The 22,649-nt window shown below is 64.1% G+C and carries 12 protein-coding genes and 1 pseudogene; 11 read left to right on the top strand and 2 right to left on the bottom strand.

Translation table 11 applies throughout. The features are described 5' to 3' along the window. Positions 1–3 precede the first annotated feature (3 nt). Positions 4–420, top strand: coding sequence for a hypothetical protein (locus ACCQ03_RS12780; RefSeq protein ID WP_244664129.1), 417 nt, complete (start codon positions 4–6; stop codon positions 418–420). A 203-nt stretch (positions 421–623) separates the two neighbouring features. After that, positions 624–950: a hypothetical protein gene (locus ACCQ03_RS12775; RefSeq protein WP_209227224.1), complete on the top strand. Its 327-nt coding sequence runs from the start codon at positions 624–626 to the stop codon at positions 948–950. Positions 951–1,181: 231 nt separating this feature from the next. Here ACCQ03_RS12775 and prpR read toward each other — a convergent pair whose 3' ends face one another. Next, positions 1,182–2,801 (bottom strand): propionate catabolism operon regulatory protein PrpR, encoded by a 1,620-nt coding sequence (gene prpR / locus ACCQ03_RS12770; RefSeq protein ID WP_061112160.1) that lies wholly within the window; start codon positions 2,799–2,801, stop codon positions 1,182–1,184. Between the two features lie 127 nt (positions 2,802–2,928). Here prpR and prpB point away from each other — a divergent pair, with 127 nt between their 5' ends. The 7 genes from prpB to ACCQ03_RS12735 all read left to right on the top strand — a co-directional run bounded on the left by prpB (position 2,929) and on the right by ACCQ03_RS12735 (position 13,516). Then, entirely contained in the window at positions 2,929–3,825 is an 897-nt protein-coding gene (gene prpB, locus ACCQ03_RS12765; RefSeq protein WP_039572867.1) for a methylisocitrate lyase, read from the top strand. Positions 3,826–3,900: 75 nt separating this feature from the next. Continuing rightward, positions 3,901–5,055, top strand: coding sequence for a bifunctional 2-methylcitrate synthase/citrate synthase (gene prpC / locus ACCQ03_RS12760; protein WP_057677867.1), 1,155 nt, complete (start codon positions 3,901–3,903; stop codon positions 5,053–5,055). Between the two features lie 145 nt (positions 5,056–5,200). After that, positions 5,201–7,795 carry a Fe/S-dependent 2-methylisocitrate dehydratase AcnD gene (gene acnD, locus ACCQ03_RS12755; RefSeq protein ID WP_209227222.1) on the top strand — a complete coding sequence of 865 codons (2,595 nt, stop codon included), beginning with the start codon at positions 5,201–5,203 and terminating at the stop codon, positions 7,793–7,795. Positions 7,796–7,804: 9 nt separating this feature from the next. Beyond that, positions 7,805–8,362, top strand: a complete 558-nt coding sequence (locus tag ACCQ03_RS12750) for a 2'-5' RNA ligase family protein (RefSeq protein ID WP_057679235.1) — start codon at positions 7,805–7,807, stop codon at positions 8,360–8,362. 113 nt (positions 8,363–8,475) lie between these two features. Further along, positions 8,476–9,675 carry a 2-methylaconitate cis-trans isomerase PrpF gene (gene prpF, locus ACCQ03_RS12745; RefSeq protein WP_057679234.1) on the top strand — a complete coding sequence of 400 codons (1,200 nt, stop codon included), beginning with the start codon at positions 8,476–8,478 and terminating at the stop codon, positions 9,673–9,675. Between the two features lie 516 nt (positions 9,676–10,191). Continuing rightward, a complete protein-coding gene (locus ACCQ03_RS12740) occupies positions 10,192–12,408 on the top strand; it encodes a TonB-dependent receptor (protein ID WP_209227219.1) in 2,217 nt (738 codons plus the stop codon). A gap of 106 nt (positions 12,409–12,514) precedes the next feature. Continuing rightward, complete coding sequence (locus ACCQ03_RS12735; RefSeq protein ID WP_209227226.1) at positions 12,515–13,516, top strand: nucleoside hydrolase; 1,002 nt, start codon at positions 12,515–12,517, stop codon at positions 13,514–13,516. A gap of 52 nt (positions 13,517–13,568) precedes the next feature. On the opposite strand, the pseudogene ACCQ03_RS12730 reads toward ACCQ03_RS12735, so the two are convergent. Beyond that, positions 13,569–13,810, bottom strand: a pseudogene (locus tag ACCQ03_RS12730) (hypothetical protein). A 469-nt stretch (positions 13,811–14,279) separates the two neighbouring features. Between ACCQ03_RS12730 and ACCQ03_RS12725 the strand changes: the two are divergent. Then, on the top strand, positions 14,280–19,181 hold the full coding sequence (locus tag ACCQ03_RS12725; RefSeq protein ID WP_209227217.1) for an alpha-2-macroglobulin family protein: 4,902 nt from the start codon (positions 14,280–14,282) through the stop codon (positions 19,179–19,181). 457 nt (positions 19,182–19,638) lie between these two features. Next, positions 19,639–22,626 carry a TonB-dependent receptor gene (locus tag ACCQ03_RS12720; RefSeq protein WP_209227215.1) on the top strand — a complete coding sequence of 996 codons (2,988 nt, stop codon included), beginning with the start codon at positions 19,639–19,641 and terminating at the stop codon, positions 22,624–22,626. Positions 22,627–22,649 lie beyond the last annotated feature (23 nt).

Here is a 22,649-nt window from a genome sequence, read left to right as displayed (position 1 = left end):
TCGTTGATCGATTGTGGCAGATCACGATGGATTGTTCAGAGTTTCCTTAAGGTTTACCCGGAACAGTTGCGGGAGCGCGCGCAGGAAGTGGTTCGATATACCGCGCGTCAAGCAATCGTCGAAATCTCTGATGCCATGTGGAGGTATGCGTTGGCATCAGACCTCAAGCGGAGCGATGAAAGTGAGCCCGCGGTTGTCTTGCTGCGCGCCTTGCGTAACGCATATGCCCATCGTAGGGATGACTGGGCTTTCGGTAAGGCTGAGCTGCCGCTTCGGTGGCGGCAGCTGGATCTTGTTCCTGGGATGCAGGGTCTACCAGTCAGCGAGACCATTTTTCTCAATGAACAACTGTTACTCATCAACGACGCGATCTATCTGCTCGATCCCGACAGCACTTTGACGAGGCAGGTTCATCGTTGAACTGGGCGCTACACGGTTTGCTTGGCCTATCGACTGCGAGAGCAACCAGCTGCGGTGCTGGTATCGCCGTGCTTAACTGAGAGCGGAGTCCGGCACCATTCGCGCCAGACGCTGCGTTTAAGCACTTTTCGCTAGGACGGGTGCCTTGCGAGCTCGACAGGGACTTGCCATCCTGCAAGGCCCCGGATCGAGATGGAGTGGCGATGAAGACGCTGCTTGGAAGTGCGCTGGTTGCGACGTTGCTGTTGGCCGGGTGTGCGCGCGACGTGGGCGAGCAATTCGTGGGCAAGTGGGTCAATGTGAAGTCGGAAAAGCACGTGCTGAGCATCGAGCACAATGGCGAGAGCTTCATCATTCGCGACACCCAACCGGAGCTGTTCGGCAATGGCGTCAAGACCCGCAATCATCCGGCATTGCTGACCAAGGGCGTGCTGCAGGTATCCAACGGGGTGGGCACGGTCAACTACGCGATCGATGATGCGACCGGCAAGTTGAGCACGGGCGATACCGAGTACACGCGGGTCAAGTGACGGCAAGACGCTTGGTCAACGGCATGCGATGGAGGCGCGGTGTTGCGGCAGGCGAGTTGATCGTGTCACCAGCTAGCTGCCTCATGTCTTCTGATTGCGGCGCACACGGTGGTCAGCGTGGGCTGGGCATCCATGCGCCGAGCGCGCATGCCATGCCGTCATCTGCCGCTTGAGTGTGGAAGGTCGCGCATGCCTGTGTGGTCTGATCAGTCGTGCGAGTTCGCGCTTGCACTATGTACGCGACGCCACCGCCTGCGCCTGCATCCAGCGCCACAGCGTGGTGCGCGAGACGCCGAGCGCTTGCGCGGCGAGGGTGCGGTTGCCGTTGGCGCGGTCGAGCGCTGCGCGGACTGCGCTGGCGGTGAGCTGCAGGCGAGAGGTCGCCAAATCGGCATGCTCAAGCGGTGCGCCGCGGTTGTCGGGAGGAGTATCGAATAATTCCGGCGCCCAGCGTCCGAGTTGCTCCAAACTCAGGCTGTCGTGCGGTTGGGCTTTCCAGTGAATGCATAGCCGTTCCACCAAATTGCGCAGCTCGCGCACATTGCCGGGCCAGCTGTGTTGTTGCAGGCATTGCAGTGCAGCTGGCGATAGCGGCGATGGCATGCTGCCGAGTTGCTGGAAAAAATGCGCAAGCAATAAGGCAATGTCGCGGTGGCGGTGTCGTAGCGGCGGTAGTGCAATGCGCAGCGCGGCAAGACGATAGAACAGGTCGCGGCGGAAGCGGCCCTGTTCGACCAACTGCTGCAGTTCCTGCAGGCTGGCGGCAACCACGCGCACGTCGATCGCAACGGGCACAGTTGCGCCGACGCGCAGCACTTCACGTTCTTCCAGGACGCGCAGTAGCCGGGTCTGCAACGGCATGGGCAATTCGCCGATTTCGTCGAGGAACAGCGTGCCGTCCTGCGCAGCTTCGATCAGACCGGTGTGGCCGCCGCGACGGGCACCGGTAAAGGCGCCGTCGCTGTAGCCGAACAGTTCCGCCTCCAGCAACGATTCGCTGATGGCGCCACAGTTGATCGCCACGAAACGGCCGCGGCGACGACTGCCGGCATGCAGTTGTCGCGCGACCAGTTCCTTGCCGGTGCCGGTTTCGCCGCTGATCAACACGGTGCCGGCATGCGGTGCGTAGAGCTGCACCAGCTCGCGCACGCCCCGCATTGCGCTGTCTTCGCCCAGCAGGGCGTCGGCGCGTCGCGCGCGGCGAGGCGCGGTACGGCCGGCGAAGCGATCGGTGCCTGGAGCGACGCCCAGCGTGATGGCCTGTTCCAGCGCGTGACGCACCGAATCGGCCGAATACAGCAGCACGCCAGGCAGCCCGGCCTGCTCGGCGAAATCGATCGCCATGCCGGTGCCGACAATGACCTGGATGCCGCTGGCGCGCAGATCGGCGATGCAGTGGCGTGCGTCTTCGGCGGTGACGAAACGGCGGTGTTCGATTTCCAGATCGAAGCTGTGCTGAAACGCGCGGAACGACGGCACATCGGTGGCGTGGGTGACCACGCCGATGCGTGGCGCAATGCGGCGCGCACGCGCCAGCGCTTCCATCAGATCGAACCCGGTGGCCTGGATGGGCGCCAAGGGCAGCGCGAGCCGGCTGCGCAGGTACGCCGCATTGGATCCGCCGGCCACCAGCGCGTCGCAGCGCTCGCGGCGCAGGCGCTGGCCGATGACCTCGACCGCTTCGGCAAAGCCGAGGTTGATCTGCTCGATGCGCGCGCGCTGGTCGAACTCGGGAATGACATCGGCCAGCAGGCCGGTCAGGCGCGAGACGCTGACGGTCCAGATGATGGGCAAGGAGGCGTCTGCGGTTTCCGGAAGGACAGGGCTGCGCATGACGTTGCCGCGTTTCAAAGGTGTTTCATGGTGGGCCATTTGTTGCATGAGTGCAACGAACGGTCGGCAGAGGTCCATAGGAATCAATGGCTTGCACTTGGCATGGTGTTTGCGCCTGTACGGTTATCCCACTCAAGGAACCGCCATGACGCCCTCGTCCACTCCCTCCGCTGGCACGCGGTTTCGCGCAGCACTGGCTGCCGAATCGCCGTTGCAGGTGATCGGTGCGATCAATGCCAACCATGCGCTGTTGGCGCAACGCGCCGGCTATCAGGCGATCTACCTGTCAGGCGGCGGCGTGGCGGCCGGGTCGCTGGGGTTGCCGGACCTGGGCATCAACACGCTGGAAGATGTGCTGATCGACGTGCGGCGTATCACCGACGTGTGCGAGTTGCCGCTGTTGGTGGATGTGGACACCGGTTTTGGCCCGAGCGCGTTCAATATCGAGCGCACCATCAAGTCGCTGATCAAGGCGGGCGCGGGCGGCTGCCATATCGAAGACCAGGTTGGTGCCAAGCGCTGCGGTCACCGGCCGGGCAAGGAGATCGTGAGCCAGGGCGAGATGGTGGATCGGGTCAAGGCCGCGGCCGATGCCAAGACCGATGCGGCGTTCTTCCTCATTGCGCGCACCGATGCAATCCAGATGGAAGGCGTGGATGCGGCGATCGAACGCGCCATCGCCTGCGTGGAAGCGGGTGCGGACGGCATCTTCGCCGAAGCTGCCTACGACCTGGAGACCTACAAACGCTTCGTCGATGCGGTAGGCGTGCCGGTGCTGGCCAACATCACCGAATTCGGCAAGACCCCGCTGTTTACGCGCGACCAGCTGGCGCAAGCCGGCGTGGCGATCCAGCTGTTTCCGCTGTCGGCATTTCGCGCGGCCAACAAGGCCGCCGAGGCGGTCTATGCCGCAATTCGGCGCGACGGCCATCAGCAGGGCGTGCTGGACAGCATGCAGACGCGCGAAGAGCTGTACGAACGCATCGGCTATCACGATTACGAGCAGCGCCTGGATGCGTTGTTTGCGCGCAAAGGCGCATGATTACGCGCTGCTGACCAACTTCATTGCCACCTCGCACGCCACGCCGCGACACCACACAGTTTGGGAGCTCATCGCATGAACGACACTGTCACTCCTGGTTTCAAGCCGAAAAAATCCGTTGCCTTGTCCGGCACTGCCGCCGGTAACACGGCCCTGTGCACGGTGGGGCGCAGCGGTAACGATCTGCATTACCGCGGTTACGACATTCTCGACCTGGCCAGCACCAGCGAGTTCGAAGAGATTGCGTACCTGCTGGTGCACGGCAAGCTGCCCAACAGCGGCGAACTGCGCGGCTACAAGGCCAAGCTGCGCTCGCTGCGCGGTGTGCCGGCAGCGGTGAAAATTGCGCTGGAACAGTTGCCGCCGTCAGCGCATCCGATGGATGTGATGCGCACCGGCGTGTCGGTGCTGGGCTGCCTGCAGCCGGAAAAAGACGACCACAACCACCCGGGTGCGCGCGACATCGCCGACAAGTTGATGGCCTCACTCGGTTCGATGCTGCTGTACTGGTATCACTACAGCCACAACGGCAAGCGCATCGAGGTGGAGACCGACGACGATTCCATCGGTGGGCATTTCCTGCATTTGCTGCACGGGTTTGCGCCCAAGGACTCGTGGGTGCGCGCGATGCACACCAGCCTGATCCTGTATGCAGAGCACGAGTTCAATGCATCCACGTTTGCCTGCCGCGTGATTGCCGGCACCGGCAGCGACATGTACAGCGCCATCGCCGGTGGTATCGGCGCGCTGCGTGGTCCCAAGCATGGCGGCGCCAATGAAGTCGCGTTCGAAGTGCAGAAGCGCTACGACACGCCGGACGAAGCCGAGGCCGACATCAAGGCGCGGGTGGAGCGCAAGGAAGTGGTGATCGGCTTCGGGCACCCGGTGTATACGGTGTCCGACCCGCGCAACAAGGTGATCAAGGACGTGGCGCGCGAGCTCTCCGACGAACAGGGCAGCCGCAAGATGTACGACATCGCCGAACGTCTGGAAAGCGTGATGTGGGACATCAAGAAGATGTTTCCGAACCTGGACTGGTTCAGTGCGGTGAGCTACCACATGATGGGTGTGCCGACGGCGATGTTCACCCCGCTGTTCGTGCTGGCGCGCACGGCCGGCTGGAGCGCGCACATCATCGAGCAGCGCGTGGACGGCAAGATCATTCGGCCCTCGGCCAATTACACCGGGCCGGAAGATCAGGTGTTCGTGCCGCTGGATCAGCGTTCTTGAGTCGCTATGAGGGCGATACCGGCCCTCATTGCCTTATTCCCTGGTTTCCCCGTTCCCTCATCCGCCCGTCGGGCACCTTCTCCCGCTTGCGGGAGAAGGACAAAGTGAATGCAAACTCCTCGGCCGCCTTGTGATATCGCCAGCCATGAATAGCCAGTACCGCAAGCCCTTGCCGGGCACCTCGTTGGATTACTTCGATGCACGCGCCGCCGTCGATACGCTGCAGCCCGGTGCGTATGCGAGCTTGCCGTATACCGCACGCGTGCATGCCGAGAATCTGGTGCGGCGTGCAGAGCCACACATGCTGGAGGCGTACCTGGGGCAGTTGATCGAGCGCAAGCGCGATCTGGATTTTCCGTGGTTTCCGGCACGGGTGGTGTGTCACGACATCCTGGGCCAGACCGCATTGGTGGATCTTGCGGGCTTGCGCGATGCCATTGCCGAGCAGGGCGGCGACCCGGCACAGGTCAATCCGGTGGTGCCGGTGCAGTTGATCGTGGATCACTCGCTGGCAGTGGAATACGCCGGCTTCGACAAGCAGGCCTTTGCCAAGAATCGTAGCGTGGAGGATCGGCGTAATGCCGATCGCTTCCACTTCATCGAATGGACCAAGCGCGCGTTCGAAAACATGGAAGTGATCCCGCCAGGCAACGGCATCATGCATCAGATCAATCTGGAGAAGATGTCGCCGGTGATCTACACGCTGGACGGCGTGGCGTTTCCGGATACCTGTGTGGGCACCGACAGTCATACGCCGCATGTGGATGCGCTGGGCGTGATCGCGGTGGGTGTGGGCGGATTGGAGGCGGAGAACGTGATGCTGGGGCGCGCCTCGTGGATGCGCCTGCCGGACATCATCGGCGTGGAATTGACCGGCCGGCCGGCGCCGGGCATCACTGCCACCGACATCGTGCTGGCATTGACCGAATTCCTGCGCGCGCAACGCGTGGTTGGGGCGTATCTCGAGTTCTATGGCGATGGTGCGCGTGGGCTGACCATCGGCGACCGCGCGACCATCTCCAACATGACGCCGGAATTCGGTGCGACGGCGGCGATGTTCTACATCGACCAGCAAACCATCGATTACCTGCGCTTGACCGGTCGCGACGATGCGCAGGTCGCATTGGTGGAAATCTATGCGCGGCATACCGGCCTATGGGCCGACGATCTGGCCACCGCGCACTACGAGCGCGTGCTGCAGTTCGATCTGGCGAGCGTAGTGCGCAACATGGCCGGGTCGTCCAATCCGCACAAGCGCGTGGCCACCACCGAACTGTCAGAGCGTGGGATTGCCCGTGCGTGGGAGCAGGTGCCGGGGCAGATGCCTGACGGCGCCGTGATCATTGCAGCGATCACCTCGTGCACCAATACCTCCAACCCGCGCAATGTCATCGCGGCCGGTTTGCTGGCGCGCAATGCCAATGCGCGTGGCTTGACCCGCAAGCCGTGGGTGAAGAGCTCGCTGGCGCCGGGCTCCAAGGCAGTGCAGCTGTACCTGGAAGAAGCCGGTTTACTGCGCGAGCTGGAGCAGTTGGGCTTCGGCATCGTGGCGTTTGCCTGCACCACCTGCAACGGCATGAGCGGTGCGCTGGATCCTGCGATCCAGCAGGAGATCATCGATCGCGATCTGTATGCCACGGCAGTGCTCTCGGGCAACCGCAATTTCGATGGCCGCATCCATCCGTATGCCAAGCAGGCGTTTCTCGCATCGCCGCCGCTGGTGATTGCCTATGCCATTGCCGGTACGGTGCGCTTCGATATCGAAAAGGATGTCCTGGGCATCGACGCCGACGGCGTGCCGGTCACGCTCAAGGACCTGTGGCCGAGCGATGCCGAGATCGATGCGGTGGTGGCGCGCAGCGTCAAGCCGGAACACTTCCGCAGCGTGTACGACCCGATGTTCAAGCGCAGCGTGGGGCACGGAATCAGCGTGAACCCGTTGTACGATTGGCGCCCGGCCAGCACGTATATTCGGCGCCCGCCGTATTGGGAAGGCGCGTTGGCCGGTGCGCGCACGCTGCGCGGCATGCGCCCGTTGGCCGTTCTGGGCGACAACATCACCACCGACCATTTGTCGCCGTCGAACGCGATCATGGCCGGCAGTGCGGCCGGGCAATACCTGGCGCAGATGGGCGTGCCGGAGGAGGACTTCAATTCCTACGCCACCCATCGCGGCGACCATCTCACCGCACAGCGCGCCACCTTTGCCAATCCCAAACTGATCAACGAAATGGCGGTGGTCGATGGGCAGGTCAAGGCTGGTTCGCTGGCGCGTCTTGAGCCGGAAGGCCAGGTGCTGCGCATGTGGGAGGCGATCGAAACCTACATGACGCGCAAGCAGCCGCTGATCATCATTGCCGGCGCCGATTACGGGCAGGGGTCTTCGCGCGACTGGGCAGCCAAGGGCGTGCGGCTTGCCGGCGTGGAAGTGATCGTCGCCGAAGGCTTCGAGCGGATCCACCGCACCAACCTGATCGGCATGGGCGTGCTGCCGCTGGAGTTCAAGCCGGGCACCGATCGCAAGACCCTGGGCATCGATGGCAGCGAAACCTTCGACGTGGTGGGTGAGCGCACGCCCGGCGCCACGCTGACGTTGTCGATCCACCGGCGCAATGGCGAGCAACTGCAGGTGCCGGTGACCTGCCGTCTGGATACTGCAGAGGAAGTGTCGATTTACGAAGCCGGTGGTGTCTTGCAGCGGTTTGCGCAGGATTTTCTCGAGGCAAACAAGGCGGCATAGGGCAGCATCATGGCCGATTCTTCGCGATTGATCTTCATGCTCAAGCCGCCACCGCAGGTGCTTGAAGCGATGGCCGGTGCCGTGGCCGCACACCGCCTCGATGCACTGCTTGGTGACGCGTACTTCGATCCAGGCAACTGGCATCAGTCGGTTTCGGATCGGTTTGAAGGGTCAGTTGCGCGTGCGGCAATGCTGCGCGCTGGCGATCGTCTCGATGCCCAGGCCGTTACGTTGTGCTTGAACCGGATCACCAGTCGCGGAACAGACCCGGTGCATTGGGCATTCCGGGCAGAGGGCGTTCCATTTGCCTTCGTTGCATTGCAGGCTGCCATCACAGCGGCGCTGCGTGCGGAAGGCCTACACGCAGGGGGCGGACATACGCCGCACGTAACGATTAGCTATGCAGCGCCCGGTAAGCTCAACCAGCCAATTGTGCCCATCACCTGGCACGCCACTGAGGTGCTATTGGTCGAAGGCGGTGGGCGACCGTACCGCTATGTACCCATCGGATCTTGGCCATTGCAACCTGAGGGCCTCATGCCGGAGCAGGCGCAACTACCGCTATGACCTGAGTCGGAAGGCGTGTTGCGATCCTTATGGTGATGCTTGGCCAGTTCGTACAGATGCATCACGCAACATGTTTCACATCACGTCCGCACGTCGTTTTCCAAGGAATATTCATGGCATTCGCTCCCCAACTCCGCATCCCCGCCACCTACATGCGCGGGGGCACCAGCAAGGGCGTGTTTTTCCGTCTGCAGGATCTGCCCGTGGCCGCGCAGCAACCAGGGGCTGCACGCGATGCGCTGTTGTTGCGGGTGATCGGCAGCCCGGATCCGTATGCCAAGCAGATCGATGGCATGGGCGGGGCCACTTCGAGCACCAGCAAGAGCGTCATTGTCTCGGCCAGCACGCGCGATGGGCACGATGTGGACTACCTGTTCGGGCAGGTGTCCATCGAGAGTGCGTTCGTGGATTGGAGCGGCAACTGCGGCAATCTGTCGGCGGCGGTGGGGCCGTTCGCCATCGCCAGCGGCTTGGTCGATCCCGCACGCGTGCCACGCGATGGGGTGGCCACGGTGCGGATCTGGCAGGCCAATATCGGCAAGACCATCGTGGCGCATGTGCCTATGACCGATGGGGTGGTGCAGGAAACCGGCGACTTCGAACTGGATGGCGTGACCTTTCCCGCGGCCGAAGTGCAGCTGGAATTTCTCGACCCGGCCGACGATGCCGAAGGCGAGGGCGGGGCGATGTTTCCCACCGGCAACGTCATCGATCAACTGCAAATTCCCGGGCTGGGCACGCTCGATGCCACGCTGATCAACGCGGGCATTCCCACCATCTTCGTCAACGCGAGAGACCTGGGTTACACCGGGGCCGAGCTGCAGGACGCCATCAACGGCGACCCGCGCGCCTTGACCATGTTCGAGACATTGCGCGCGCATGGGGCGGTGCGGATGGGGTTGATTGCGAAGGTGGAAGACGCCGCGACGCGGCAGCACACGCCCAAGGTCGCCTTCGTGGCACCGCCAGCCGACTACACCGCATCCAGCGGCAAGCCGGTGCACGCGGCCGAAATCGATCTGCTGGTGCGTGCGATGTCGATGGGCAAATTGCATCACGCGATGATGGGCACTGCAGCAGTTGCGATCGGCACCGCTGCGGCCGTGCCGGGCACGCTGGTCAATCTGGCTGCCGGCGGTGCGGCGCGCTCGGCGGTGCGCTTCGGGCATCCGTCCGGCACCTTGCGGGTTGGTGCGCAGGCGCAGCTGGTCGAGGGCCAGTGGCAGGTGACAAAGGCGCTGATGAGCCGCAGTGCGCGGGTGCTGATGGAGGGGTGGGTCAGGGTACCGGCGCCTGTTGCCGAGGTTGGGTAAGCCTGCGCAAGGTGTTGGCGTGCGTGGCTGCACGCGATACATGCCTGGCGTGCGAGGCGCTTGCTTGGTGCTGGTGTGCGAGATGTGCATCGCGTCGGTCGGGCGCGCCCGGTCGCGAATGCGGAGCCGGCGTCGCGCTGCCCGCGTCAGCCGGATCTGCTCCGCATCGGCATGTCCGGGCGGACGCGTTGGAAGCCAACGCAGCTGCGTTTGAGTGCGGCGTGTCTCCTCATGCTGGATGTGATTCCGATGCCATTGATCGATGTTGCTGGGTTGCGCCCTAGGCAACTGGCGCAGGCCATACAGCGCAGGACAACATGGCCAGCATCGCTAACCGAGCGTGCTTTCTCGTCGTCGTGAAAAACGCACGGTGCTGTTGCATTAATTCGAACGCTTTTTCGAATTCTGGAAACTTTTTCGCACGCGCTCTGCCATATTTGTGTAAATCGTGTTAATTCTGTTGCACCGCGGCACGCAGGCCGGGCCGCCCCGCCACCAGAATCCGGAGTTCTTCCCATGTCCGCCAGCCGGTCGCTCAAGATCAGCGCGCTTGCCGTTGCCATCGTTTCCTTTCTTCCGCTCCAAGCCGCTGCCCAGCAGGCGCCCGGCGGCGACGGCGTCGTGCGTCTGGATGCGGTCAAGGTCACGGTCGAGCGGCGTTCGGAAGACTCCAAGGACGTGCCGGTTTCCGCATCGGTATTGCGCCCGGAATTCCTGGATGCCATCTCCACCAGCGGCTCGGACATCCGCGTGCTGGCCGGCAAGGCGCCCAGCCTGAACATCGAATCGTCCAACGGCCGTGTGTTCCCGCGCGTGTACATCCGCGGCTACGGCAATACGGACTTCAACACCTATGCCTCGCAGCCGGTGTCGCTGATCTATGACGACGTGGTGCAGGAAAACGCCTTCCTGAAGGGCTTCCCGATCTTCGATCTGGAAGGCCTGGAAGTGCTGCGCGGCCCGCAAGGCACGCTGTTCGGCCGCAATACGCCGGCCGGCGTGGTCAAGTTCAATTCGGTCAAGCCGACCATCGGCGCCAATGACGGCTACGCGAGCCTGTCGTACGGCACCTACGGCACCATGACCCTGGAAAGCGGCCTGAGCATCGCGATGGGCGACCATTGGGCAGCGCGTCTGTCGACCCTGGGCCAACGCCGCGACGATTGGGTGGAAAACCGCGACGGCCGCGATCTGGAAGGCTATACCGATTCGGCCGTGCGCCTGCAGCTGCTGTACCAGGCCAGCGACGACTTCAGCGCCTTGTTCAATGCGCATGCGCGCCATCTGGACGGCACCGCGCGGCTGTTCCGCGCCAACATCATCCAGCCCGGCACCAACCAGCTGGTGGATGGCTTCGATGCGGAAAAATCCTTCATCGATGGTGCCAACACGCAGGAACTGCAGACCTACGGCGGCAGCGCCAACCTGACCTGGGATCTGGGCGACGTCGCGCTGCACTCGATCACCGCCTACGAAGGGATCGGCAAGTACTACAGCCGTGGCGATATCGACGGTGGCTTCGGCGCGGTGTTCGCACCGCCGTCGGGCCCGGGCGTGATTCCGTTCCCGGTGGAAACCGCCGGCGGCATCAAGAGCCTGGATCAGTACAGCCAGGAGGTGCGCGCCGAATCGCAGTACGACGGCCCGCTCAACTGGCAGGCCGGCCTGTACTACTTCCACGACGATGTGGAAGGCGAAAACTACACCTACAACACCCTCAGTGGCGGTGATCTGGCCAGCTATCAGCTGACCCGCCAGCGTAACACCTCCTGGGCGGCGTTCGGCTCGTTGAACTACGCGGCCAGCGACCGTTTGAACCTGCGCGCCGGCATCCGCTACACCTACGACAAGAAGACCTTCGACGTGCTGGCGCTGGATCGCGTCACCCTGGTCGAACCGTCCAGCGGCGAGACCGACAACTCCAAGGTCACCGGCGATCTGGCGGCCACGTTCTCGATCAACGACGACGTCAACGTGTATGCACGTGCCGCACGCGGTTTCCGCGGCGCCAGTTTCGGCGTGCCGTCGGGCACCGCGCCGCTGACGGTAGCCGAGCCGGAGACGGTGGATTCGTTCGAGGTCGGCATCAAGTCGGATCTGTTCGACAATCGCGCGCGCCTGAGCTACGACATCTACGATTTCCGGGTGAAGAACCAGCAGCTCACCGCGGTGGGCGGCGCGTCCAACGACATCCGCCTGCTCAACGCCGACAAGACCAAGGCGCGCGGCGCCGAGTTCGATTTCGAGGCGCTGCTCACCCAGAACCTGCGCGTGACCGCCGGCGGCGCCTACAACTGGACCCGCATCGACGACCCCAACCTGTCGGTGGGCATCTGCCGCACCTGCACCGTCACCGACCCGATCAACGCGGCAGGCCGCGCGGTGATCGACGGCAACGATTTGCCGCAGGCAGCCAAGTGGATGGCCAATGCGACCTTGCGTTACGGCATTCCGATGGGCAACGACGGCGAGCTGTTCTTCTACACCGACTGGTCCTACCGCAGCGAAGTGAACTTCTTCCTGTACGATTCCAAGGAGTTCACCGGCCAGCCGCTGGTCGAAGGTGGCGCCAAGATCGGCTACAACTGGGGCGCGGGTGCGTACGAGTTGTCGGTGTTCTGCCGCAACTGCACCAACCAGATCCGCGTGACCGGTGCAATCGACTTCAACAACCTCACCGGCTTCATCAACGACCCGCGCATCGTGGGTGCGCAGTTCCGCGCCAACTTCTGATCGGCGTTTTGGCGTAGCACTATCGAGCCGCCGGCTATCATGCCGGCGGTTTTTTTATGGTCGCAGGAGTGGATGCATGCAGCGTGGATGGCCAAACATGTGGTGGATGCTGGGGCTGTGGTGTGCGTCGGCAGTGGCATGGGCGCAGACACCTGCCGCCACTGCCGCGCAGCCGGCGCCCACGCCCACTTCGACATCGACATCGACATCGACATCGACGTCCCCCGAGTTGCTGGTGGTCTCTACCGATATTGGCGACGACATCGACGATGCGTTCGCGCTCGGGCTGCTGTTGCGTAGCCCGCAGCTGCAGGTGCTGGGCATTGCATCGGCATGGGGCGACACCAGCTTGCGGGCACAGCTGCTGCAGCGCCTGTTGCAGCAGGCCGGGCGCAGCGAAATTGCGTTGGCGGTGGGCGCACGCACCACCAGCGCGATCCCCTTCAGCCAGGCGCGCTGGGCCGCCAGGGGACAGTTGCCCGACAAGCTGCCGGATGCGGCCGCGATGATCCTGCAGCAGGCGCGCCTGTACCCTGGCAAGGTGACCTTGCTGGTATTGGGGCCGATGACCGACGCCGCAGTGGCGCAGCAGCGCGACCCGGCCGGCTTTGCCAAGCTCAAGCGCATCGTGGCGATGGGCGGTTCGGTGCGCGTCGGCTACGGAAAGTCGGCCTATCGGCCGGCCAGCGCGCCGGCGCCGGAGTACAACATCCTGGCCGATGTGCCGGCGGCGCAGCGGGTGTTCGCGACCGGCGTGCCGATCGTATTGCTGCCCTTGGACGCCACCCAGATCACGCTGGAAGAACCCGAGCGCATCGCGCTGTTTGCGCACGGCGACGGGCTCACCGATGCGCTCACGCAGCTGTACTACCAGTGGCGCAACACCGACCAGCCCTGGGCCAGTGCCACGCCCACGTTATTCGATGTGGTGCCGGTGGCCTGGCTGCTGCGCCCCGACCTGTGCCCGATCACGCCACTGCATCTGGACGTGGATGCGCAAGGCTATACCCGCGAAGGTGCCGGTACGCCCAATGTGCAGGCCTGTCTGCGCGTGGACAAGCCGGCGTTGATCGACCTGTACATGCGCACGGTGCTGCAGTTGCGCTAGGAGTGGCTGTCAAAATGTGGTGGGCACCCGCTTGGTGGCGAGCGCAGTGGTTTTATTGGCCGCAATTTGGGATGCAGTCAAAAGTCTGTTTGGTCGTGCGCGCGATGCCCTCACCGCTCGCCGGACACGGCGTGAACCGGTCCATGCGGATGCGATGGCGGCATCCATGCCGCCACCGCGCCCGCAATCGGCAAGGGCAGCGCGCCCAGGCAGTTGGCTGGTGACTTTGTTGAAAAAACGGCAGACCGCGCCGCTAATTTGCTGCGTTTGGCCCTGCAGCAACTGCGAAGACATCGAGTGCGCGGTGCCCTCACCGCCTGCGGGACACGCCGTGAATCCATCCGTGGAGGCTCGATGGCGGCATTCATGCCGCCAACGGTCCCGCAGGCGGTGAGGGCATCGCGCTAGACAGTTGGCTGGTGGCCAACTGAAAGCGGGTCACTCGGCTCGCGTGCTGCCGCGGATCGATTGTTTGGCACTCGATGGACGCGACAACAGAACGAGCGAGGGCCTGCAGCCAACGCCGCAGTCCAGCTGCCTGCGCTAGGCGGCATACCGTGGTTTGGCGGTCGCTCCAAGCGCGGGTACCAGACCACTGCGCTCACTGCCAGTCGGCCATCGCAACGCTCGCCAGCAGGGCACGCTTGCCGCCCATCGGCAAGCAGCCACGTCGTCGCATTGGCGCCATCAGCCAGATGCGCAGCGTCGCTATACTTGCATTCTCACATTGCGAGTAGCACGAATGGACAGCCAGGGATCACGGATGATGCGGTCGGGCACGCGGCGCATGCTGCTGTGGGTGGTGTTGCTGGCCGTGGCAATCGGCGCGGTGGCGTGCAAGCGCAACGAAAGCGGTCAGCTGCCCGCCGCCAGCGGCGAGGCGATCAAGGCCGAAAAGCAGGCCATCACCGGTTTCGCGTTGGCGCGTGCCTATCCCGACCAGACCAGCGACGGCCTGTCGCTGGCACTGGAATTCTCGCGGCCACTGGTCGGCACGCAGGATTTCGATGCGCTGGTGCGCTTCGAAGAAAAGGTCGGCACGGGCGACAGCAGCTGGACGCTGTCCGAGGACGGCAAGACGCTGCGCTACCCGTACGTCGAAGCGGCCAAGGACTACACCGTGCTGGTCGACGCCAACCTGCTGGCCGCCGACGGCAGCCGCCTGAGCACGCCGCTCAAGCAAAAGGTCTACACCGGCGAACTCAAGCCTGTGGCCGGGTTCGCTTCGCAGGGCAGCGTGTTGCCGGCGCGCGAAAGCCGCGGCCTGCCGGTGGTGTCGGTCAACGTGTCGGAAGTGGACGTGGAGTTCCTGCGCGTGCGCGAAAAATCGCTGCCGGCGTTCTTCCAGCAGTTCCAGCGTGGCGGGCGCCGTGGCAGCTGGGATCTGGAGAGCGAATACAGCGGCAACCAGCCGCTGTCCAAGCTGGCCGACCCGGTGTATGTCAATCGCTTCATCCTTGGCGGCAAGAAGAACGAGCGCGTGCTGACCTACCTGCCGACGCAGGACATCAAGGAACTGCAGGAACCTTGCCTGTATTTCGCGGTGATGAAGCGTGCTGGCAGTTTCGAGAACGAATTCGACACCGCGTTCTTTACCGTCAGCGACATCGGCCTGCATACGCGCGCCTACAAGGACAAGTTGTTCGTGCACACCGCCTCGTTGCAGAGCGGCGAGCCGATCAAGAACGTGGAGCTGCGCATCCTCGATGCCAAGGGCGAGTTGTTCCTGAAAGGTGCGACCGACGGTAACGGCAATGCGCTGCTCAACTACACGCTCGACGCCGGCCATGTGCTGACCGCCCGCAGCAAGACCGACATTTCGCTGCTGCCGTTCAACCAGCCCGCATTGGATTTGAGCGAGTTCGCCGTGGCCGGGCGCCAGGGCGCGTGGTTCGATGTGTTCGCCTGGGCCGGTCGCGATCTGTATCGCCCCGGCGAAACCATGCGGGTGTCGGCGATCCTGCGCGACAACGATGGCAAACCGACCAAGCCGCAACCGGTGTTCCTGCGTCTGAAGCAGCCGGACGGCAAGACCTTCCGCGAGACCAAGCTGCTGCCGGGCGAGCAGGGCTATTTCGAATTCGCCCAGCAGATTCCGGCCGATGCGCCGACCGGCCGCTGGCAGGTGGAATTCCGCACCGATCCGGCCAGCAAGGACGCCGTGCAGGGCATGACCGTGCGCGTGGAAGAGTTCCTGCCCGAGCGCATGAAGCTGGACCTGGACAGTACGCAAAAAACCTTGAGCGCCGGCCAGCCGTTCAAGCTGGTGGCCAATGCCGCGTACCTGTACGGCGCACCGGCCGCCGGCAACCGTTTCACCGCCAAGCTGGCGGTCAGCGTCGAGCAGCATCCGCTGGAAGCGTTGCCCGGCTGGTTCTTCGGCGACCCCACGCTGGAGCTGCCGCGCGAAGCCAAGGACGTGATCGACACCGAGTTCGGTGGCGACGGCATCCTGCGCGAAGACATCGCATTGCCGGCCGAAGCCAAGCCGGTCAGCACGATTGCCGCCGTCGTTTCCGGCAGCGTGTACGAAACCGGCGGGCGCACGGTCACCCGCACCCTCAAGCGCGTGCTGTGGCCGGCCAAGGCCCTGGTCGGCGTGCGGCCATTGTTCGACGACAAAGACGGCACCGATGCCAATGGGACGGCGCGCTTCGAAGTGACCCGCGTGGATGCCGATGGCAAGCCGCAGCCGGCCAAGGGCCTGAAGGTCACGCTGGTGCGCGAGCTGCGCGATTACCACTGGAACTACACCGACAACCACTGGGATTACGACTTCACCCGCCGCTTCGAAAACAAGGACACGCGCACGCTCGATGTGGGCAGCGTCAATGCCAAGATCGATTTCCCGGTGGAATGGGGCGAATACCGCCTGGATGTGTTCGACCCGGCCAGCGGGCTGACCACGCGTTACCCGTTCCGCGCCGGCTGGAGCTGGAACGATGAAAACCGTGGCCTGGACGCGCGCCCGGACAAGGTCAAGCTGGCGCTGGACAAGACCGGCTACCGCGCCGGCGACACGCTCAAGGTGACGCTGACTCCGCCGCATGCCGGCAAGGGCGTGTTGCTGGTGGAAAGCGACAAGCTGCTGTACGTGCAGGACATCGACGTCAAGCCGGGCAGCAGCTTCGAGATTCCGGTGACCGAGGCGTGGGAGCGCCACGATGTGTATGTCACCGCACTGGTCTTCCGCGGCGGCAGTGCGCCCAGCAAGATCACCCCGGCACGCGCGGTGGGCGTGGCCTATGTGCCGATGGATCGCAAGGCGCGGCGCGTGGCGGTGGGCTTGTCCGCACCCAAGCAGATGCGCCCCGAGCAGCCCTTGCCGGTAACGGTGAGCGTGCCCGAGCTGGCAGGCCAGGCCGCGCACGTGACCATTTCGGCAGTGGACGTGGGCATCCTCAACATCACCCGTTTCCCGGTGCCCGATGCCAATGCGCAGTTCTTTGCGCAGCGTCGTCTGGGGACCGATGCGTACGACATCTATGGGCGGGTGATCGAAAGTTTCGAAGGCGCCAGCGGCAAGCTCAAGTTCGGCGGCGACATGGCGCTGGAAGCCTTGCCGCAGGCCAAGCGCCCGACCGCGCGCGTACAGACCGTCGACCTGTTTTCCGGCTCGGTCAAACTCGACGCCCGTGGCAACGCGCGCGTGCAACTGCCGGTGCCGGATTTCAACGGCACCTTGCGGGTGTCGGCGCTGGTGTACTCGGACACGCGGTACGGCAACCGCGACATGGAAACCGTCGTGCGTGCACCAATCCTGGCCGAGGCCAGCATGCCGCGCGTGATGGCCCCGGGCGACCGCAGCACGGTGACGCTGGACGTGCAGAATTTCACCGGCAAGCCGGGCGAATTCGACGTGCGTGTGGAGGGCATGGGCCCGCTGGCCATCGGCGAAGCGTCGCGCAGCGTCAAGCTCGGCGTGGACGCCAAGCAGACGCTGAGCTTCCCGCTGAGCGCCACCGAAGGCTATAGCGTGGCCAAGGTGCGCGTGCGCGTGGACGGCAACGGGTTCAAGGCCGACCGCAGCTACGAGCTGCCGGTGCGTGCCGGCTGGCCGCAGGTGCTGCGTGCGCAGACCCGCGTGCTCGATCCGCTGGCGCCGATCACCCTGGACAGCGGCTTTGCCGATGGCCTGATGGCCGGGTCGGTGACCGCGCGCATGGTGGTCAGTGCGTTGCCGCCGATTCCGTTCGCCAGCGCATTGCAGGGCGCGTTGGAGTATCCGTACGGCTGCGCCGAGCAGACCACCAGCAAGGGCTATGCGGCGCTGCTGCTCGACGATGCCACCGCCAGGGCGCTCGGCACCAAGGGGCTGGAAGCGGCCAAGCGCCGCGAGCGCATGGAAGGCGCGTTCGGGCGTCTGGCGTCGATGCAGATCGCCAGCGGGCATTTTTCGATGTGGGGCGACGATGGCTACGTCAACCCGGGACTGACCCCATACATCGCCGAGTTCCTGCTCGACGCCAAGGACGCCGGTTTTGCGGTGCCCGACACGGTGCTGCAGAAGGCGCTCAATCGCCTGAGCGAAGATCTGTTGTCCGGTGGCAACGAGTTCTATGGGCAGGACCGTCGCGACAACCTGAAGTTCGCCAATCAGGCCTGGTCCGGCTACGTGCTGGCACGCGTCAACCGCGCGCCGCTGGGCACGCTGCGCGCGCTGTACGACAACCAGCGCGACAAGGCGCTGACGGGCCTGTCGTTGGTGCATCTGGGCATCGCCTTGTCGCTGCAGGGCGATACCAAGCGTGGCGAAGCGGCGATCAAGGCCGGGTTTGCCAAGGACAGCAGCGAGCGTCCGCCGTACTTCGGCGATTACGGCAGCGCGATCCGCGACGACGCGTTGATGATGGCGTTGCTGCACGAACGCGGTTTGTCCAAGCCCGAGTACGACACCCGCGCGGTGGCCCTGGGCCGCGCGCTGGATGCACGTCGCGCGAGCGATTGGTTGTGGCTGAGCACGCAGGAGCAAGTGGCGCTTGCCAGGTTGGGCAAGGCGTTGATGGTCGGGCAGGGCAAGCAGGTGTCCGGCAGCTTGACGGTGGGCGACCAGGTGCAGCAGATCGCACCGGCACGTGTGTTCGGGCGCAGTTTCGACAGTGCTGCCCTGGCGCGCGGCGTGCAGTTCGCACCGCAAGGCGAGGCGCCGATGTACGCCAGCCTGGAAGTGGCCGGCATTCCGCGCAGCGCACCGGAACCGGACACGCGCAATCTCAGCGTGGAGCGCAGCTGGTACACCACCGATGGCAAGCCGTGGACCCCGCGTCCACTCAAGGAAGGCGAAGCGTTGATCGTGCGCGTCAGCATCACTGCCAACAGCAGCATGCCCGACGCCTTGCTCACCGACCTGTTGCCGGCCGGTTTGGAAATCGAGAATTTCAATCTCGGCGATGCCAAGCAATGGGCCGACGTGGTGGTGGACGGCATCGGCATCAGCGAGCGGTCCAGCGCCGCCGACGTCAAGCACGAAGAATTCCGCGACGACCGCTATGTAGCCGCGCTGGCGCTCTCTTCCGGCAGCAAGGCGCAGGTGTACTACCTGGTGCGTGCCGTCACCCCGGGCACCTACACGGTGCCGCCGTCGCTGGTGGAAGACATGTACCGGCCGGAGCTGCGCGGTGTAGGCCGCAGCACGCCAGCCACGATGACGGTGGTGCAGCCGTAGGGCGACAAGGAGCGCGCTCGCGCGATGGGGCGTACCGGTAACGCCCCATCTACGTACGGTGTTTTTCACCGAAGCGAGTGTCCGGCTCCGATGCCAGCGTTTGCGTGGCTGGGCCAGCGTGCAGCGATGATCAACGCTATTTCCGCGGGACATCGTGCGCTTGGTCGTGGTCGGCACTCGCTTGCGAATCACTGCTACCTCCTCGCCGTCACGGCCCGCTAGCGGCAACGCCTAGTCGACGATTTTCAGCTGGCCGCATCAGCGTCCCGTGCGTTCATCGCCGCGCTGCCAGGAGCACAAGCGCGCTCCCAAGTAGCCCTAACTTCGCACACCGCGACATCGCTGCGCATTGTCTTTTCGGTGCGACCTGGGCGACATACGAAGGTCATTTTTCAACTCTACGGTGGCGTGCTTTCTCATCGGCGCGGCGTTGGTGCCGCGCAAATAACGGGATTCCATGCAGCGCTTCGATCCGTACCGTGTGCACCTGTCCGTTCTCGCCGTGGCCATCGCCGCATGTTCGCCTGCAGTGCAGGCGCAAACCGTCGGCGCATCATCCGATGCTGCGCGCCTTGCCTCGCCAATGCCTCCGGACACGGCATCATCCAACGAGAGCCAGCGTCGTACAGAGACAGCATCGGAGGTAGAGCACCGCTCCAACACCGACGCTACAGAGACGCGCAGCGATGCAGCCGGCAGCGATGCGCCCGCCGCAGACGCGCCGGAAAGCGGCGTAAAAACCCTCGATGCCATGCAGGTCACCGGCGTGCGCCGCGCCAACGCGGCTGCGGTGGAAAGCAAGCGCGCGGCGACCAATATCACCGATGTGATCAGCGCCACCGATGTGCGTGCCTTGCCCGACAGCACCATCGTCGAGGCATTGCGGCGCGTGCCGGGCTTGTCCGTCTTGCCTGCCACCGACAACGAGCATCCGCGCGATGAAGCAGCCACGCCGGTCTTGCGTGGCCTGGGGCCGTCGTACAACAACGTCACCATCGACGGGCTCACCATCGCCTCGCCCGGTACACCGAACGGCACGCTCGGTTCGATCACCCGCGGCGTGCGCCTGGACCTGTTGCCGGCCTCGATGGTCAGCGAATTGCAGGTCGTCAAGACCTTCGCCCCCGACCTGGACCCCAACGCCACCGGCGGTGCGATCAACCTGAAAACCCGCAGCGCGTTCGAAAACGGTGGCAAGCCGTTCTTCAGCGCCGAGGCAGCGCTAGGCCACGCCAACGATGTAGGCAAGCCGCGCGATCAGGACGATCCCGGTTATCGCTTGAACGCCACCGGCAGCCGCACCTTCGGGAGCGAGCAGCAGTACGGTGTCACCCTGTCTGCCAACTATCAAACGCTGAGCAGCTACACCGAAACCCATATGACCACCGACACGGTGCATTACGGGTTCTACGACAACAGCGGTGTCTTGCAGACCGGCGACAGCCTGGGCAATGGCTGGGCGGTGCCGCAGCAGGATAAATACTGGTACGTGCAGGATCAGCGCGACCGTTATGGCCTCACTGGCAAGTTCGAGATGCGGCCCAGCGCGGCGCTGGAAGCCTATGCCATGGCCGGCTACTACTATTTCAAGGACGACATGGAGCGCAACGAAGTCATCATCGATCCGCGCAACCGTGGCCGGGTCTTCAATCAGACCGCCACCTCCGGCAGTTATCCCGGTGGCGACATCGAGGTGGGCTATTCGAACCAGATCGTCACCACGCGTACCAAGGTTGCGCAGCTGGGAGCGATCTGGCGGCCCACCGATCGCCAACAGTTTTCCGCGCGTGGTGCGTGGTCGGATGCGACCTACGACGAGCCGATTCGCATGATCAAGTACGCTACCGGCATCACGCGCCCGGCACCGGTGCCGGTGGGCCAGACCGGCAGTGGCGTGACCATCAATGCCACGCCCGATTATGCGTTCAACTACGACACGTCCGGGTTCGACCAGCGCTTCGGCGTGTCGCCGCAGGCCTACAACAACCTGGACAATTACAGCCTGTCGTACTGGCGCCCGGACTATAAACGCACCGCCGCCGATCGCATCCTCACCGGTCGGCTCGATTACGGCTTCAATCAAGGCGAAAGCGATCAGGGCATTGGCTTTGCGGCAGGCGTGTCGTACACCACCGACAAGCCGTCCTATGAGATCTATCGCGTCGAGTACCAGCCCAATACGACGGCGCCAACGCTCGGTCTGGCCGACGTCGTGGGTACCGGCAGGGCGCCGATGCGCTATGCCGGCTTGAACCTGCTGAGCATCGACCCGAACAAGGCCAATCGCGTGCTGGCAGCCGTGCCGTTGAGCGCGTTCAACAGCACCGACCAGCAGGCCTTCAGCAATCAGGACAACTTCACGCATACCGAAAAAACCTTCGGCAGCTATGGCTTGGTGAGCTATCGCAGCGATCGTTTGAACGTGCAGGCCGGTGTGCATTTCGACAGCACCAAGCTCGACACGGTGGGCCGCCAGCGGCAGCTGGATGCGGCAACCAATCACTACGTGTACGTCGATAACCCGACCAGTGCGGATTACGACTATCTGCTGCCATCGGCGGTGATGACCTATCACCTGACCGATGCGCTGGACCTGCGTGCCGGTGCAAGCCGCACGCTGGGCCGCCCGCCGTACGATGCCTATGCGGCGCGTACCTCGATCGGCTTCGTCAATGCGACAGACGCGGGCAACCCGAATGCGCAGGGCGTCACCGTCACCATCGGCAACCCGGATATCAAGCCGCGCGTGTCCAACAACCTGGATCTGTCGCTGGAATGGCGACTGCCCGGCGATTTCGATGCGTTCGCCTCCGCCGCCGTCTTCGACAAGCACATCCAGGACGAGATCTTTACGCTCTCGCGCACCGACAGCTTCACTTTCGACGGCACCACCTATGCGAATGCGTTCATCAGCACGCCGGCCAATGCCGCCAAGGCGCGCATCCGCGGTGTGGAGCTCAACGGCATCGTCAACACACTAGGGCCGATCGTGCCGTGGTTGCGTGGCGTCGGCTTCAGCGCCAACCTCGCGTTGCTCGATGGCAGTCTGGATGTGCCCTACAGCGTCGGCAGCGGCAGCAGCCTGACCCAGCGCGAGCGCAAGCTCGACAATCTGGTTGGTCAGCCCGATTACACCGCCAACGCAACGCTGTTCTACAACACCGGTGGGCTGGAGCTGCGCGCGGCCTACAACCGGCAAGGCAAGGCGCTGCGCTCCATCGTCAGCAATATCGATTGGCAGGACCTGTACTGGTCGCCGCGTTCGCAACTGGATTTCACCGCCACCTATGCGGTGAGCAAGCAGTTGAGCCTGATCGGCCAGGTCAGCAATCTCACCCACAGCCGCATCACCAGCGTGACCGGCCCGGGCGAGAATCTGCTCAAGGACAGCTATTCGGTTCCCACCACCTATTGGGTTGGTTTGCGGTTTACACCGGCGTTTTGACCACCTTCCCTCCTTTCTTCCTT

It is taken from the genome of Xanthomonas sp. NCPPB 3569 (genome assembly GCF_041475645.2).
Lineage (GTDB): Bacteria > Pseudomonadota > Gammaproteobacteria > Xanthomonadales > Xanthomonadaceae > Xanthomonas > Xanthomonas phaseoli.
This window is presented reverse-complemented; position numbering and strand designations above follow the sequence as displayed.